Origin of the sequence: Auritidibacter sp. NML120636 (assembly GCF_003185945.1) — a bacterium.
Lineage (GTDB): Bacteria > Actinomycetota > Actinomycetes > Actinomycetales > Micrococcaceae > Auritidibacter > Auritidibacter ignavus.
The window spans coordinates 17,223-32,240 of sequence record NZ_QHLO01000008.1; the positions used below are offsets into that span (position 1 = coordinate 17,223).

Annotated in this window: 19 protein-coding genes and 2 pseudogenes; 11 read left to right on the top strand and 10 right to left on the bottom strand. The window is 61.2% G+C overall.

Translation table 11 applies throughout. From position 1 onward, the window contains the following. Window positions 1-55 precede the first annotated feature (55 nt). Entirely contained in the window at window positions 56-631 is a 576-nt protein-coding gene (locus DCC25_RS11940) for an AfsA-related hotdog domain-containing protein (RefSeq protein ID WP_110101341.1), read from the top strand. On the opposite strand, the pseudogene DCC25_RS11945 reads toward DCC25_RS11940, so the two are convergent. The 4 genes and pseudogenes from DCC25_RS11945 to DCC25_RS07915 all read right to left on the bottom strand — a co-directional run. Continuing rightward, a pseudogene (locus tag DCC25_RS11945) lies at window positions 563-808 on the bottom strand (GntR family transcriptional regulator); the annotation flags it as partial. The gene DCC25_RS11940 and the pseudogene DCC25_RS11945 overlap by 69 nt on opposite strands. Continuing rightward, window positions 768-1,505: a GAP family protein gene (locus tag DCC25_RS07905; protein ID WP_110101262.1), complete on the bottom strand. Its 738-nt coding sequence runs from the start codon at window positions 1,503-1,505 to the stop codon at window positions 768-770. The pseudogene DCC25_RS11945 and the gene DCC25_RS07905, both read right to left, overlap by 41 nt. After that, the gene (locus tag DCC25_RS07910) at window positions 1,502-1,960 is read right to left on the bottom strand and encodes a hypothetical protein (RefSeq protein WP_110101263.1); all 459 of its coding nucleotides are present in this window, start codon (window positions 1,958-1,960) and stop codon (window positions 1,502-1,504) included. Before DCC25_RS07910 ends, DCC25_RS07905 begins: the two co-directional genes overlap by 4 nt. Window positions 1,961-2,514: 554 nt before the next feature. Continuing rightward, window positions 2,515-3,084 carry an RNA polymerase sigma factor gene (locus DCC25_RS07915; protein WP_110101342.1) on the bottom strand — a complete coding sequence of 190 codons (570 nt, stop codon included), beginning with the start codon at window positions 3,082-3,084 and terminating at the stop codon, window positions 2,515-2,517. Window positions 3,085-3,373: 289 nt separating this feature from the next. Here DCC25_RS07915 and DCC25_RS07920 point away from each other — a divergent pair, with 289 nt between their 5' ends. The 3 genes from DCC25_RS07920 (at window position 3,374) to DCC25_RS07930 (ending at window position 8,254) form a co-directional block, all read left to right on the top strand. After that, on the top strand, window positions 3,374-3,559 hold the full coding sequence (locus DCC25_RS07920; protein ID WP_110101343.1) for a gallidermin/nisin family lantibiotic: 186 nt from the start codon (window positions 3,374-3,376) through the stop codon (window positions 3,557-3,559). 119 nt (window positions 3,560-3,678) lie between these two features. Further along, window positions 3,679-6,852, top strand: coding sequence for a lantibiotic dehydratase (locus tag DCC25_RS07925; RefSeq protein ID WP_110101264.1), 3,174 nt, complete (start codon window positions 3,679-3,681; stop codon window positions 6,850-6,852). 1 nt (window position 6,853) lies between these two features. Next, window positions 6,854-8,254 (top strand): lanthionine synthetase C family protein, encoded by a 1,401-nt coding sequence (locus DCC25_RS07930; protein WP_158524758.1) that lies wholly within the window; start codon window positions 6,854-6,856, stop codon window positions 8,252-8,254. On the opposite strand, the gene DCC25_RS07935 is transcribed toward DCC25_RS07930, so the two are convergent. Both DCC25_RS07935 and DCC25_RS11950 read right to left on the bottom strand, forming a co-directional pair. Then, window positions 8,205-8,852, bottom strand: coding sequence for a hypothetical protein (locus DCC25_RS07935; RefSeq protein ID WP_110101266.1), 648 nt, complete (start codon window positions 8,850-8,852; stop codon window positions 8,205-8,207). The genes DCC25_RS07930 and DCC25_RS07935 overlap by 50 nt on opposite strands. Beyond that, the gene (locus tag DCC25_RS11950) at window positions 8,849-9,055 is read right to left on the bottom strand and encodes a type IV toxin-antitoxin system AbiEi family antitoxin (RefSeq protein ID WP_110101344.1); all 207 of its coding nucleotides are present in this window, start codon (window positions 9,053-9,055) and stop codon (window positions 8,849-8,851) included. Before DCC25_RS11950 ends, DCC25_RS07935 begins: the two co-directional genes overlap by 4 nt. Between DCC25_RS11950 and DCC25_RS07945 the strand changes: the two genes are divergently transcribed. The 4 genes and pseudogenes from DCC25_RS07945 to DCC25_RS11630 all read left to right on the top strand — a co-directional run bounded on the left by DCC25_RS07945 (window position 9,021) and on the right by DCC25_RS11630 (window position 10,811). After that, window positions 9,021-9,290 (top strand): tyrosine-type recombinase/integrase, encoded by a 270-nt coding sequence (locus tag DCC25_RS07945; protein WP_233487979.1) that lies wholly within the window; start codon window positions 9,021-9,023, stop codon window positions 9,288-9,290. The two genes, DCC25_RS11950 and DCC25_RS07945, sit on opposite strands and share 35 nt — an antisense overlap. A gap of 333 nt (window positions 9,291-9,623) precedes the next feature. After that, window positions 9,624-10,118: an AMP-binding protein gene (locus tag DCC25_RS11795; protein ID WP_255410769.1), complete on the top strand. Its 495-nt coding sequence runs from the start codon at window positions 9,624-9,626 to the stop codon at window positions 10,116-10,118. Next, a pseudogene (locus DCC25_RS11800) lies at window positions 10,024-10,416 on the top strand (AMP-binding protein); the annotation flags it as partial. The gene DCC25_RS11795 and the pseudogene DCC25_RS11800, both read left to right, overlap by 95 nt. 233 nt (window positions 10,417-10,649) lie before the next feature. Further along, entirely contained in the window at window positions 10,650-10,811 is a 162-nt protein-coding gene (locus DCC25_RS11630) for a hypothetical protein (RefSeq protein ID WP_233487981.1), read from the top strand. Between the two features lie 3 nt (window positions 10,812-10,814). On the opposite strand, the gene nadE is transcribed toward DCC25_RS11630, so the two are convergent. Genes nadE through DCC25_RS07970 form a run of 4 tightly spaced genes read right to left on the bottom strand, consistent with a single transcriptional unit; the run spans window position 10,815 to window position 13,254 of the window. Next, window positions 10,815-11,630 carry an ammonia-dependent NAD(+) synthetase gene (gene nadE, locus DCC25_RS07955; RefSeq protein ID WP_110101345.1) on the bottom strand — a complete coding sequence of 272 codons (816 nt, stop codon included), beginning with the start codon at window positions 11,628-11,630 and terminating at the stop codon, window positions 10,815-10,817. A gap of 44 nt (window positions 11,631-11,674) precedes the next feature. Next, window positions 11,675-12,469: an exodeoxyribonuclease III gene (locus tag DCC25_RS07960; RefSeq protein WP_110101268.1), complete on the bottom strand. Its 795-nt coding sequence runs from the start codon at window positions 12,467-12,469 to the stop codon at window positions 11,675-11,677. Window positions 12,470-12,520: 51 nt separating this feature from the next. Then, complete coding sequence (locus tag DCC25_RS07965) at window positions 12,521-12,874, bottom strand: hypothetical protein (protein ID WP_110099086.1); 354 nt, start codon at window positions 12,872-12,874, stop codon at window positions 12,521-12,523. Then, complete coding sequence (locus DCC25_RS07970; protein ID WP_110099087.1) at window positions 12,856-13,254, bottom strand: hypothetical protein; 399 nt, start codon at window positions 13,252-13,254, stop codon at window positions 12,856-12,858. Before DCC25_RS07970 ends, DCC25_RS07965 begins: the two co-directional genes overlap by 19 nt. A 157-nt stretch (window positions 13,255-13,411) precedes the next feature. On the opposite strand from DCC25_RS07970, the gene pyrE reads away from it, so the two are divergent. The 3 genes from pyrE to DCC25_RS07985 are packed head-to-tail and all read left to right on the top strand — an operon-like array spanning window position 13,412 to window position 15,007. Beyond that, window positions 13,412-13,963, top strand: coding sequence for an orotate phosphoribosyltransferase (gene pyrE / locus DCC25_RS07975; RefSeq protein WP_110099088.1), 552 nt, complete (start codon window positions 13,412-13,414; stop codon window positions 13,961-13,963). Between the two features lie 22 nt (window positions 13,964-13,985). Further along, on the top strand, window positions 13,986-14,336 hold the full coding sequence (locus DCC25_RS07980) for a hypothetical protein (protein WP_110101269.1): 351 nt from the start codon (window positions 13,986-13,988) through the stop codon (window positions 14,334-14,336). Next, window positions 14,333-15,007 carry an RNA methyltransferase gene (locus tag DCC25_RS07985; RefSeq protein ID WP_110101270.1) on the top strand — a complete coding sequence of 225 codons (675 nt, stop codon included), beginning with the start codon at window positions 14,333-14,335 and terminating at the stop codon, window positions 15,005-15,007. Before DCC25_RS07980 ends, DCC25_RS07985 begins: the two co-directional genes overlap by 4 nt. Window positions 15,008-15,018: the final 11 nt, after the last annotated feature.

Below are 15,018 nucleotides of genomic sequence, written 5' to 3' on the forward strand. Positions count from 1 at the left end.
CGCCGACGAGGAAGAGATGCCTTTTCGCTAGGCCAGTCTTGAGAGGAACGGTGCAATGATCAATGATGATCAGCTGCCGGCGCCATCACTGCCCATTCAGCGGGTGCCAGATGCGCTAGATGTCGGAACTCTGGATGCTCACAAGTTAGACCCTTCCCGCTTCTGGCTTGCGCACCAAGGTACTCTTCTCGGACAATCTTTCCAGATTGGCTTCACGATTCCGTCAGTCGGAGACGCCGTCAGGTTCGCAGAGCTCCTGGAGGCGCAGCGGCAAGCTGGCCTCGCGTATGTTCATCAAGTTCTGCATGCTCCCAAAGATCGCGTTTTCATACTCGACTGGATTGTCTTGTCGAGTCAAATCAATGAGGCGCCTGGACCGCACGCCTGGAGTGTAGGCGAGATCACGGTGGAACCTCGTGAAGTTGCCGGAGACGGTCCCCGAACGCGGAGAGCTGTGCTCGCCGTTACGATTCATGCTCGGGGTGCCGAAATCGGCGATACGACGAGCCCGGATGCGCTGCTGCGCTCCGATACTCACGCCATGAATTGCGCCGGGTCGCCTGAACAAGACCCCGCGCCGGTAAAGCACCTCCAAGGCTTTCGCCGCGGTGCTCGGGTTCACCTCAAATGACTCGGCCAACTGCCGAGCCGAAGGGCAAGCGTCACAGTCCCCGAGGACACCCTGCAGAATGTCTTCCTCAAGCGAGAACACAATGCTCCTGTACTTCGGGATCCTCGACTCTCGAGCCCCCACTCGCTTGCTCCGGTCAGGCCCCAATGTCCACCCAACCCAAGGCGGCAATAGCATTGGCCGCCAAGAGGAAACCGACGATTCCGATTATCCAGGCCGTCGTGGACTGGGCGTTTCTCGTCAGCCAAGAGTCCCACCTCTGGAGCACAGGAACGAGCCGCCTGTGGCCAACCAGTCGCGCAACGAGAAGAACCATGGCCAGCAGAATCATAACGAGGCAGTACCCCAACAGAAGGAACGCCGGTGTCGGCCAGTGCGACGGCTGTGTCGAAATGATGCCGATAGCTGCCAAGTAGGGCAGCATCGTCGCCAATTCCAAGAGAACCGCGCTTGCGGCCAGTGCGATCAATGGAAGGGAAGTATTCCCTTCGCCGCTCATGATTCGCGTGCGCCATGACAGGAGTTTCCCGTTGCCAGTTTCGGCGCGGACGGCCGCGCGCGCCCGGGCCTTCTTGGTGTCCATAGCCCAACTAACCAGCATGAGCAATATTCCAAGTACGAGCTGTCCAATGAGAAACGGTGAAGAGTCCAGTACGCCTTCGAACCGAGTGACTGCGGCCCCCGCAAACAGCGTTAGAACCAGCCCGATTCCGAAGTACGCGATGGCGACGGTCAGCAGATATGCCATCACACGAGAAACTCGAAGGCGCCTGGGTGCGGTAAGCAACCAAATGGGGATCAGCAGCGTACCGAAGCTCGTTGAGTCGACCAAGGCCAGGACGATGAGTTGTGCTGCTGTTGTCAGGTCGATCATGATGGCCCCAATCTGAGGTTTCGCTCGCAGACGGCGCGAGCGTTGCTACCTTCGGCGCGATGCGACGCAACAACCTTCTCGTCCATGAGGATCCGGCACTCGATCCAACTGGCATCCTGAGCCGCGGACACCTCTACCCGACTACCGCGGTACGGGAACGGCGCATCGCTAGGCACATCAAATACTGCTGAGTACGGCAGGTCAACAGAGCCTTCTTCGACGCTTTGGGAATCAGTTGCTCCGTCGATGCTGATCGAAAGCTCGCCGCTGACAGGCGAGTCACTTTCTACCTCCACGGTCACAGAGAGGCTCGGCGAGAGTGGAGTCGGCTCGGGGGAACCGGGACCGCGTCCCATGACGCCATCGACTGTGTCTTCGAGGACCGCGCATCCGCTCATTGCGAGTGCAAGTGGCAGACCAATCAGCATCAGACTCCGTGTGATCTTGCGAGTCATTTCCAGACTCCTTCCGTTCAGGAAACTCATTATTCGGCTTGGCGGTTGTCGATCGGAGACGGCTTCGGCTCCGACCGGTAATTCGATGGCCTATGCATCGCAGACGGTGCGCGAGTACGAGAAGCAACCGAGCAAGTACAACTACTTGAGGCCTGAGAGGAGTTGTCAGGGTAATCTCATCAGTGCTACGGCAGGCCATGGCCATCGTCACGGTGAGTACGACTCCAGCGAGCACGACGGAAGAGAACCCTGCAAGCGCCATTGTGGTGCCGCCGTTTGCCGCGAGCAGGCGCCCGGCCGCCATAGCGAGGGCGCCGAGCCCCAATGCGACTGGTGCCACGACCCAGGGGACCACGCGAGCTTGAGCGATGGCCAGGTCCAAAGTGAGCCGCATGCTCTGCCCGAACGCCCGCCGCCCTCCGAGGTCGAGCGAAGGTGAGCGGGAGATGTGCCGTCGTACATGCTCAAAATCGGGTATCGGGCCTACCGCTTCCCGCTCCCAGGCACGAAACACCTCACGAAAATCCGCGCCGCCACCATCCGCGTACGAATCCTCACGCATCCTGCCTCCTCACCGATTCCTGTAACAACTGCCTCGCCCTAGAAACTCGGTTCTTTACCGTGTCGGTCGGTATCTCCAGGACGAGGGCGATCTGGCTATGAGGGAGCTCGTGCAACCAAGCGAGTTTCACCACCATGGCGAGATCCTCTGGGAGCTGCTCGAGTGCGTCGCGAAGCGTGCGTTCCCCATCCGCAGCGAGCGCGGCAGTGGCTGGATCACTGGACTCTGGCGCGGCGGGCGCGCCGGCCTCCTCGAGAGGCACCAGCCGAAGGCGTCGCCTTCGCGTGTGGGTCGAAACCTGACGGGCCGCGATGTCCAGCAGCCAGGTGAGAACCTTGCTCTCACCACGAAAAGCGTGGGCGGACCTCCAGTAACCGAGCCAGACGTCCGCAGGCACTTCCTCGGCAAGCCCCCGGTCCGTGGTGCGGCTGAGCGCGAATCCGAACACGACGTGGCCATAGCGATCGTAGAGATGCTCGAGGGCACGCTCGTCGCCTGCTCCGACTCTCCTAAGCAGGCAGAGATCCGAAGGGTCGCCGGGCTCTAGCCTTCGGTCGCTCATCCACCCCCCCCTCTCCGCCGGTGCTCCACGCGCTTCTCTGGTGCTGATGAGGAGGCGCTGCATCCATCCCACCCAGGCTTCGGCAGCTGGCTCCTGCAGCTAGGCGAAGTCCGCGGGCCGATGATGCTGCCGACGTCGACCAGACGAGCTGCTCAGATCCCCACTTTACTAAAGTAGGGGCCCAAACTAAAGTAGGGGCCCAAGTTATTTTGGCGGTAGTGGCAGAGTAAGAGTGGGAGCTGACTCCCAGCTGGCCCTCGCCAAAGCCACTGGGAAGGAGGTGAACGAGATGACGACCGCAACGCTTGACGCACCCGTTCTGGATCGGATCGACGACCTGGACATCGCGCTCGACATGGATGTCGACGTGAAGCCCAACAGCTCCGATGTCGGACCGCAGATCACCAGCATCAGCCTCTGCACCGCAGGCTGCACCAGCCCTGGTGGCGGCAGCCAGTGCAGCTGGTGCTGCTGAACCAAGCAGGGGTGCAGTGAGCACGGCCTACTGTGGCCCACCTGCCACTGCACCCCTGTTCTGGCTCACAACCGCCCGGCCAGAGGCACGAGGACGAACAGCAAAGGTAGAGCGCGACCATGGACGCCAAGACGGCGAAACCCCTGCAGGCTTCACAAGCCGTGATGATCAGGCACCCTGCCCTTCCTGTGCGACTCGACGCTGACTCGGATCGGGCACTCGCTTCAAGCGATCCCGACGTACTGACCGCCTACCTTCGGTCGGTGTACGACGATCCTTACTGCCGTGCAGCTGTCGCCCACGCCGCGTGGCCCCTGTGGGAGTTTGTCGAGAAGGTCCTCGCGGGAGACATCTCCACGAAGCCTGCCAAGCTCCGCCGCGCTGCGATATCAACGGCCAAATTTCTCAATCGGATGACTACCCGTCCGACCCCCTTCGGACTCTTCGCCGCGGCCGCTGAGGCAAAATGTGTTCCGAGCAAGGAACTTGTCGCACCAGAATTTGGTGCAGATCTGATCAGCATTCACGTTGACTTTCGTTGGCTTCTTTCCCTCGTAAGGCGCTTGGAAAGTGATCCTGCAATTCTCGATCGTCAGACCGTTTATCTCAACGACCTGCTCAAGGTGGACAAGAATCAGGTCGTTCTCTACCGGCCGAGCACTGAGACATCGAAACAGTCACGCGTTGCAATTAAGCGCAGCGAGGCCATATCGGCAGTCATTGAAGCCTGCAAGAAGGACGGATGCCCGGCGGCGACGCTCTACGCCGAACTGCAGAAAACTACGCAGAGTAGCCATGACCAAGCACGTCGCTATGTTCAGAAGCTTATTGAACTTGGTGTGATTTACACCGCGCTTAGGCCAAAGCTGCTTGGTCAAGATCCTCTCGAGGAACTCATCGGCAACCTGGAGGCGTCGGGCGCCTCCGTTCCCGGTTTACAATCCATTCACGGCGCGCTCAACGATCTTGCCGCGTCTCGGCTCAATGAGGAATCAACATTTCGTGCCCTCGTAGACACCACGAGGCGAATGCGGCATATTGAGGCAAGCACGGACTACCTCCACATCACGAAAGTGTCAGGACTCGCAGTTGAGCTTCCTTCTCAGATGCTTGATGACGCGGAGACCACCCTTCGTCTTCTACAACGACTGTCCCAGCCCCGTAAGGGGATGCGGGGCATGCGTGCCTATCATTCAACGTTCCTGGAGCGATACGGCATCGATCGGATTGTTCCGCTACGCACCGTCGTGAACCCGCACACCGGCATCGGTGTCCCCTCCGACTACACCTGGCCGGAGCAAGGGCTTGGGGTCGAATCGGACTACAAAGACGCTCGAAGCGAGCGGCGGGAGGGGCGCCTCGCCCGCTTATATAGTGACGCCATCAGGAGCAACCGCAGCGAAGTGCATCTCTCCCAAGAAGACATTGCCGAACTGACCTATTCCGAGTTCGATGATGACGACGCACAAGACAGCGCCGAGCTTTATCTATCGGTCGTGGCCCCGGATCTGGAGCACCTCCGACGCGGCGACTACCGACTGGCACTCGGCCCCAATCCCGGTTCGCATGTTGGCCTTAGCACGGCAGGGCGATTCCTGTCCTACCTGCCCAACCTGCGCAGCATCGCTCCCCTAGGATCTTCTGGCGACAGCGGTGAATACAGCGCTGTCCTTTCCTACGCGCCGAGGGCCGACAGCGCAGCCAACGTCGGCAACACCGCGCCCTATGCCGACAAGATCATCGCCGTGAATACCCCACCCCTTTGCGGGCAGGACTACGTTGCCCTAGACGAGATCGGCATAGCCGCCACTATGACTGGCCTATTCGTTGTCGATTTGAGGGACGGGCGCCGTATTCGTATCACTGCCAATAATGCTCTCTACCCGCCCACCCAGGCCCCAAACGAAGTTCGTCTCCTATCGGACCTGATGCACGAGCACCAGAGGCTCTGGGAACCTTGGTCGTGGGGACATCTGGAGTATGTTCCCTTCACTCCCGCGGTCAGATTTGGGAAAGTGACCTTAGCTCCTGCGACGTGGAATCTCAACGAGCTCCGCCAAGCCTCACTGTGGCTGAGCGCCACACCGCAGGACGACTTTGCAGCCTGGAAGGCGCGACATCATCTCCCGCGTTACTGCTTGGCAAGCAGCCGTGATATGCGGCTCCTCATCGACACTGACAACCCCGGTCACGTCGAGCTTCTCAGGCACGAACTGAGGCGAGATTCTGGATTGGTCTTGGACGAACTGCCGGGTGGCGCGGCAACGCCAGACGACGCGTGGGGGTGGCTTGAACGAGACGGCCAACCACTCGGAAATGAAATCGTCGTTACCTTTGCGCGATCCAGCCGCAATCAAGCCGACGAAGTGCCCACAAAGCACTCGGCGGCAGCGGCGTCTGCTATACAACGAAAGTCGCAACCGGCTCCGAGTTTCAGGCCGGGCGGGCCTTGGACCTCAGCAAGGCTCTACTTGACCCCCGAAGAAATCCCTTCCGTGCTCCGCTCCCATATCGCCCCCGCATTCCGGCAACTCGCTCTGGACTCCCCAGATGTCACACCCTTCTTCCTGAGGTACTCGGACATGAATGGGACGCATCTTCGGCTGCGGACAAACAACGGGTCGCGAACCGGGAGCCAAGCGAACGAACCCCTCCTCGCTGTAATGCAAGAGCTCTGCGCTACAGGCGCGGCACGGAGCTTCACTCTCGATGAGTACGTTCCAGAAACGCATCGATACGGTGGTGAGGAACTGCTTGGCGTGCTCCATGCAGCTTTCTCCGAGGATTCGTTCATGGCGCTAACCGAGCTGTCTGAGCCGATCTCTCCTCAGAACGTCTACCATGACAACTACGTTCTCGGGGCATGGCTTGACACGATGATCAGCTTTGGCCCTGCTATCGCGCCGGATTTGGCCGACCCTCTAGCGATTGCCGTCATCGCGACGGAAAGACTCGGAATTCCACGGTCAAATGAACCGACCTACACTCGAGACCGGGAAAGATGGAGGCGTCCAATCCAGAGCCGTCTCGCGCTTCACGACGCGACGATCTGTGAGATGCCTCCTGCGCAACAACCGAGACCAGCCTTCCAGCGGTACGGCCACGCTCTCCACGCCTCAATCCAAACCCAGTCAGCCACGGCGAGCCCCGAACGCGTCCTCGGGAGCCTGCTCCATATGACCTTCAATCGGGTGAATGGCCCTGACGCAGATAATGAAAATCGCCTCCTCGGCGTGCTCAGGTCCGTTCTTCTCCAACTTGCCGAGGCGAGGCGTGCCCAGCCGGAGGTGTGACATGCATGACAGCAATGCCGGCGCGAGTGCCCAGAGCGTGCGCCCCCTACTTGAGCCCGAATTGGCCAAAGCGGTTCGTGAGGTGGCCCTGGAGGCGGCAGAACGGATGCACGACATCTCTCGACTCGACGACGCCATTAATCGGCCCGACAACGTCGAGCCGGTGTATCAATCAAGCATGTGGGCTCCGGGAAGCCTTAGCCACGGCTTGGCGGGTACCGCACTCATGTTCGCTCTCATGTCGACCACCGATCCAGGCTTCCAGCGCCTTGCCCACGAGCACCTGAGCCGCGCGGTCGCCGACCTGCAATGGAACTCCTACGCAGGGCTCATGGGAGGTCCCGCGGCGGCGCTAGCTGCCGCCCAAGGCGTCACCGGCAAGGGCGAGAACGACAGGACCCTGCGGCAGAAGCTCGGACAGTGGGTTGCTCAGAGACAAATTGAACATACTGACGCATATGAGCGGTCTTCATCCCCTGGAGTTGCCTGGCATGCTTATGATTTCATCAATGGCCTGTCGGGCACACTGAGGGTGCTGATCGATGAGGAATCGCCAATTACAAGGGAAGCCGTCCTGCGGACCGGCCGATTCTTCAGCCGAAGAATCCTCTCCCGCCAGGAAACTGGTTTTCCTGGATGGTGGGTTCCCGCTGCACTTCAGCCTACTCCACAAGATAAGGAGATGTACCCGTTCGGCGATCTCAATCTCGGGCTCGCCCATGGCGTGTCAGGTACCGTGGCCGCCTTGGTCTCGTTAGTGGAGAACGAAGGCCCGTCGGATGACCTACTCGAGGCCCTCAGCTTCGCCACGGACTGGATCCGTCGTTGGAAGCAGGAAGCGAACGAGATTTCCTACTGGCCAGCCCGTGTGCCGGCGCAATACGATCGCGAACCAGACCGGACACCAAGCCTCTTTTCGCGCGCAGCCTGGTGTTATGGGACGCCGGGGGTCGCGCTCACACTAGCTCGAGCCTCCCGAGTGCTCGACGCCAAAGATCTTGAAGTCGAAGCACTAGATACCCTCATCAGCCATCTCGGCGTGCCTTGGCGCGAGTGGAAACTTGACGGCCCTACTTTCTGTCACGGCAATTCCGGTACCTTGCAAGTCATCAGTCGAATGTGGCAGCTAACGGGCGACGAACGTCTCCTCCAACCGGCTAACGAGATCGCCGCCATGATCATCCGAGATCAAACATCGCCGCACTCTCCGTTGTTGTTCCAACACTGGGTTCCCGACAGTCCTGCTGGTTGGCGCAAGGCGACTGGACATAGGCGGCTAGACAGTGCAGAGCTTCTCGAAGGTGCGGCAGGCGTCGCTGCCACGCTCTACGACGCCGGGGCCGAGGCTCCCATCACAGGAGCCTCGTGGCGGCGAGATCGATATCCAGATCGAGCGTGGTGAGGATATCGAAGCCGGCATCGGTGTCGTAGAGGCGTTCCTGGATCTCCGGGGCCTCCTGGTGCCAGAACGCGGCCAAGGCAAGGTCCTTCGCGTCCTTGTCATGCCCGTACATGGCGCGGTCGATCCATGACCGCATCTTTAAGGCGGCGTACCCAGCAGGCTGCGGCAACCGCACCGACATGCGGTTCGGCAACGTGAGCCGGGGGAACGCTCGTAGACGTCGCGGAACCCGAAGACCACGAGATCCTCTCCGCGCGGCGGGGTGGGTGATGCCGTCGGGGTCCTCGACCTCGCCGAACGGCATGATGTCCACGGGGATCCCGGCGATCGAGTACCGGATCCCGTTGCTGCCGATTCTGCGGAAGCGTGCGTCGATGCGTTCAGAGATCGTCCAGCCGTGCACGGCGATGCCCAGATCGGTGTCGGTCGTCGCCCGCAGCGGGAAGGTACGGCCGAATGCGGCGTGGAGAATGTCACGGCATCCGGCGCCGACGACGAGCACGCTGTCCGGATCCAGGCCGACCGATGCTTGGAGCTCGTCGACAATGAGAGTGATGTCGTCGTGCAGGCGCGGGTCCACGCGGGTGAGGTCGATCATCGCCGGGTACTCCGAAGCTGCTGCGCGGCCTCACGCTGGCGGCTGTCGTTCGATGCGAGCAGATCGGCGTAGACCAGCAGCCAGGGCGCCTCGTGGACGCCGGGCTTCTCCGGTTCATGCGGGGCACACCAGAACTGTCGGCGGAGGAAGATATTCGGATGCTCCTCGTTGCACCGCGGCACCCCGCACACGACCAACAACATCCGCAGGCGGCTCCGCGACGTCACGGTCCGTGCCGGGATGGACGGCGTGACGCCGCACCGGTTCCGGCGCGCGGTCGCGACCGCGATCAACAAGGCCGCTGGCATCAACCTCGCCGCCGACCTCCTCGGGCACACCGACACCCGCATCACGCAGATCCACTACCTGCCCCGAGAAGAGATCGTCGACCCCTCCACCGCTGCCCATCTCGAGGAGGCCTTCGGCATCGCCGGATAGCCACTGGAGGCTCGGCTTCCCTGGCCGTCGCCGAGCCGCCGCCCCTCGCGATCGGGCCGTCCACATGGCAAGCTTGGAGGGCCGGAGAAGATTTCACACCTAGCCGACGTAAACCCAACGAAAACTCCAGACGGCGAGATTCCCCGGACCCGCAGCCACTGGATTGGCCGGGACTAAACCGGGACCAGAACCATGCAGCCCATGCATTGCACGCCTTGCAGAAGGCCGCAGAAACCGCCAGAAATCCCGGAAAACAGCCGAGAATGGCCGACGCAACTACCTGGGGGTCAAGTGGGTTAGCGGGCTGTTTCGGTCTGAAAAGTGAACAACGGGATGTGGCGCAGCTTGGTAGCGCACCTGACTCCCGTCACGTATCTTGACCGTACCGCCGCCATCTATCCCGACCACACCGCCGTAGAATGTGAAGGCACCAGCTGGACGTATCGCGAATTTCACCAGCAGGTGCGCCAACTCGCCGGGGCCTTGTCGGCCACCGTCGCGCCGGGCCAGACCGTCTCGGTGGTGGCTCCGAACCTGCCTGAGATGTTGGTTGCCCACTTTGCGGTGCCGATGCTGGGGGAGGTCCTCAACCCGCTCAACCCGCGCCTGACCTCGGCCGAATTCCGCTACATTCTCGATCACGCCGAGGCCCGGATCGTGTTCGTGGACCCGGATGTCGCCGACCGTCTGGCACCGGTGTGCACCGAGCTCGGAATCGAAATGATCACGCTGGATGAGCAGCACCACCGGCCCGCCGAAAGGTGTGGTGTACACCCACCGTGGGGCCTATTTGGCCGCTCTGTCGGCTGCCTACCACTACGGCTATGATGCCACCACCCGATACCTGTGGACGCTACCGATGTTCCACTGCAACGACTGGACCGCCCCGTGGGCTGTCACCACCGCCGGGGCCGCCCCGCCACCGTCGATCATTGCCGGGCTGGAAGAACTGGGCATCACGCCGATCCCGGTCTACGGACTGACCGAAACCTACGGGCCCTTCTCGATTACTCAGGCCCAACCCGACTGGGAGGACCGCCACGCCAAGCTCTCCCGGCAGGGCGTGCCCATGATCCACGCCGGCGAGCTGGCCGTGGTGGATCCGCAGATGAATTTCTTACCGCACGACGGGGAATCCCTCGGCGAGGTCGTGGTCCGCGGTAACGGCGTGATGGCCGAATATTTCAAGGATCCCGACCACACCGCCACTGCCTTCGCCGGTGGCTGGTACCACACCGGCGATGTGGGCGTGATCGACCCCGACGGTTACCTACGACTGACTGACCGGCTCAAAGACATCATCATTTCCGGTGGCGAGAACATCTCCTCGATCGAGGTGGAAGGCGTGATCCACGCCCCGTGGCCTACATTGTCGGCGACGTCGATCCCGAGGACCTGCGGGCCCACTGCCGGGAACGACTCGCCGGGTTCAAGGTGCCCGACCGTTTCGAGATCCTGACGGAACTACCGCGCACCGCTACCGGAAAGATCCGCAAGAACGAGTTGCGCGGACAGTCCTAGCCTTTAGGACGCGACCGGACCTGCCGGTAGCGCACGCTTATGCGCTGAGGCCCGGTACGCGGAGATGATCCGCTCAGCCACGTCCTCGGGAACGATCTTGCCCTCGAGAAAGTCATCGATCTGATCATAGGTCAGTCCCAGCTCATCTTCATCGGTGCGCTGGGGCTGATCGGAGAGCAGATCCGCGGTGGGGACTTTGGCCCACAAATGTTCCGGTGCACCCAAATACCGGGCGATGCTGCGCACCTGTCGCTTATTCAGTCCCTGGAGCGGGCCGATATCGAAGGCGCCATCCCCAAACTTGGTGTAGAACCCCGTCACCGCCTCCGCGGCGTGATCGGTGCCCACCACCAGATCGCCATCGATCCCGGCGAGAGCATACTGCGCCACCATGCGCATCCGCGCCTTGACATTGCCGAAATTGAAATCGCTGATCTGCTCGCCGGTGGCCTGACGGAAGGTCTCACCGAACTCATCGGTGGCCGGACCGATCTGGAACGTCACTGCCCGGGTCGGACGAATAAACTCCACCGCAGCGGTGGCATCGGACTCATCGGCCTGCATCCGATACGGCAAACGCACTGCCGTAAACCGCGCTTCAATACCGTCCTGCTGGAGCTTCTCGACGGCCAGCTGAGCCAACCGGCCCGCCACGGTGGAATCCACCCCACCGGAAATGCCCAACACCAGCCCGGAAGCTCCGGCCTGTCGCAGGTACTGACATAAGAACTCCACCCGGCGCTGGACTTCGGTGGCCGGATCGATCTCCGGGGCGACGTTCAGGGCGCTGATGATCTGTTGCTGTGCGCTCGTGCTCATAGCACCCATGCTATCTATTAGATCACGTCACCAGGAGACCTTCCTCATGAGCAAACCTCCACGATCACCGGAACGTGGTCCGAGGGGCCCTTACCCTTGCGTTCGTCCCGATCGATCATGGTTTCCCCGGTGCTCACTGCCGGTGAGACCAAGGCAAAGTCGATCCGCATGCCCTCGTTCTTCGGGAAACGCAGTTTCTGATAGTCCCAGTAGGTAAAAGCCTGCTCGTGCTGGTCGCGCACGGGATCGTGCAGAATCTCTTCGAACGCGTGGAAGCGCTCCCGCTCCGGAGCGGACACGTGGGTCATCTCGTTCTCATAGAAGAATTCGATATCCCATACGTCCTGATCGTAGGGTGCAATGTTCCAGTCGCCGACCAGTGCTAATTTTTGCTGGGGGTTCTCGTCGAGTTCAGCGCCAATGTGCTCCCGCAACGCATCCAGCCAGTTGAGCTTATACGCCATATGTTCATCGTTGAGCGCCCGACCGTTGGGAACGTACAACGACCACACCCGCAGATCTTCTCCTACGACCGCCGAGATTGCCCGAGCCTCTTGCACCGGGTCGTGACCGCCTTTGCCGAAGGCCGGCTGGCCCGGGAAGGTTCGTTGGACATCGGTGAGGCCCACCCGGGAGGCAATCGCGACACCGTTCCACTGGTTAAACCCGAAATGTGCGACCGCATAACCCAAGCGCTCAAAAACCTCCCAGGGGAAGTTCTCATCTTTGCACTTGGTTTCCTGGATGGCTAACACATCGGTGTCGCTACGCTCGAGGAAGTCCTCCACCCGGTCGGCCCGGGCCCGCAGTGAGTTCACATTCCAGGTCGCTAATTTCACGCTACGTCTCCTCGTTTTTCACACCACCACACGTGGACTCCATAAAGCGGACTAGAACTGCACCTCGCAGTGGTCTTGCAGATAGGTCATCCCGTCCACAAACTCGTCGTCATCGGCCAGCTCGACCACCTCGGCGTAGGCGTCGGTATCCGACGTATCGCCGGTGCGGTGGTCTTCCAGAATCTCGGCCATGGAGATGACCTGGTCGATGCCGTGGCGTAGTTGCTCATCCGAGGCGTTATTTTTGATCTCCTCGGCCTGCTCGATGAATCCCTCATCGGCGGGCTCAGGTAGGCCCTGCAATTGCTCGCACGAGTCTTCGAGCGCGTCATCGCCACCGGAGCTACACCCGGTCAGCGCCAACCCCGTCGCGAGAGTAATGAGACTTAGATGCCGGAGGCGCATTTATCAACCAGAACCTCGGCCGATGTGGGATCGACCTGTGACTCGAGACCCTGTTGTTGGGCTTCTGCGATGCTGGCTCCGTCTTCCAGGGACTGGTAGACGCTGTGGTAGGAGCCTTCGATATCTTCCAGAGCGTTGGCAAGCTCCTGATCGGAGGTGTCATGAACCATCCGAGAAAATTCGTTTAACGCCGATTCCATCTGGCCGGTGGCGCGTTCGGCGTCATCGCCGGACTCCCCTAGGGCGTTTTGGACCTTGAGTGTGACGTTGTTGAGCTTCTGACAGGTCGTGGCGATTTCATCGTTGCCAGTGCAACCGGTCAGGGTGAGACCCAGCCCGACCACGGCACTGATTCCGAGAACGGTTTTTTTCAGGTTCATGGTTCCTCATCTCCGAAAAAGCGGTGCTGTTGACACTCTACTAAAGGGGCAACGCTCGTGACGCCAATTTCCAACTCACGATGTGTTGACCAGGATAAACAGTGGGCGGTGCACCCGCCGAGGCTGATCCGGCGATGCACCGCGTAAACTAGCCTGCATGGGAACCTATGCTTCGGATCGCGCTGAACTGGCAGAACTCGTCAAAGACTTGGCGGTGGTGCACGGAAAAGTGACGCTGTCCTCGGGCAAACAGGCCGATTATTACATCGACCTGCGGCGAGTCACTTTGCACCACCGCGCAGCTCCGCTGGTGGGGCGGGTCATGTTGGAGTTACTCTCCGACGTGGAGTTTTCCGCGGCCGGAGGATTGACCATGGGCGCCGACCCGGTCGGCACCGCAATGTTGCACCAAGCCAACCCGGCCCGGGAGTTGGATACTTTCGTGGTGCGTAAACAGGCCAAAGAACACGGTATGGGACGCCAGGTGGAAGGACCCTCGATCGAGGGGCGGAAAGTCGTGGTGTTGGAAGATACCTCGACCACCGGCGGATCTGCCTTGACCGCCGTTGAGGGTGTGCGCGCTGCCGGCGGTGAGGTCCAAGCCGTCGCTGTGCTGGTCGATCGGGATACCGGAGCGGCCGAGCGGATCCAAGACGAGGCCGGCGTCCCGTATCTGGCCGCCTTCCGTTTGAGCGATCTCGGACTCTAACCATCCCTGAAGGAGGATCACTATGGCAGACCACAAGACGGAGATTCAGCACCGCAAGACCGCACCGGCGGTGATCGCCGGGCTGATCGGTGGCTACGCCACGGCTCGGTTGACGAAGATTCGGGCCCTGGGCGCGGTCGGACTGGGTGTGGCCGGTAGCTACGCCACAAAAGCCTGGGCGCAAGCAGGTGGCGCTGGACGCGCCGTGGGACTGGCGACGGTATACCTGGGCGCTTTCGGCGCGTCGCACTGGTTATCGAAGAAAATTGGCGCGTGGCCATCGGTACTGACGGTCACCGGCATCGCCTCGGGGGCCGCCTGGGCGGTGCATGATCGGCACACCGAGCCGCACGTCGACGGCCCGACGACGTGACGGACTCCGCGCAGCACCCCACCGACAACGGCTACCACCGTGAAGTCGGTGTAGGCCCCTGGGAAGGACCCTGGCCCACCGGCGAACAGTACGATCCGCAACTACTGGCTGAGGGTGATCGTCGCAATGTGTTGGACCGGTACCGGTATTGGACAGTGGAGGCCATTGTGGCCGACCTCGACCGATCGCGCCACGGTCTGCACATTGCCATCGAGAATTGGCAGCACGATTTCAATATCGGAACCGTGGTGAGAACCGCGAACGCGTTTAACGTCGCTGGGGTGCACATCATTGGCAAACGCCGGTGGAATCGTCGTGGTGCGATGGTCACCGACCGCTACCTGCACGTTGAGCATCATCCCACTATTGACGACTTTGTGGCGTGGGCGCAAGAGAACAACCTACCGATTCTGGCCGTGGACCTTTTTGAGGATTCGGTGGCGATCGAGGAGTTCAGCTTCCCGAGGGAATGCGTGATGGTCTTTGGGCAAGAGGGACCGGGGATTTCCGAGGACATTCATCGGGCTGCCACGGCAACGTTGGCCATTGCGCAATATGGCTCAACCCGTTCAATCAATGCCGGGGTGGCCGCCGGTATCGCGATGCATGAATGGGTGCGACAGCATGCGGTTCGCCCGGCAGGTCCTGACCGCCGGGTGGTGGATGGTTAGACTGGGGGCAA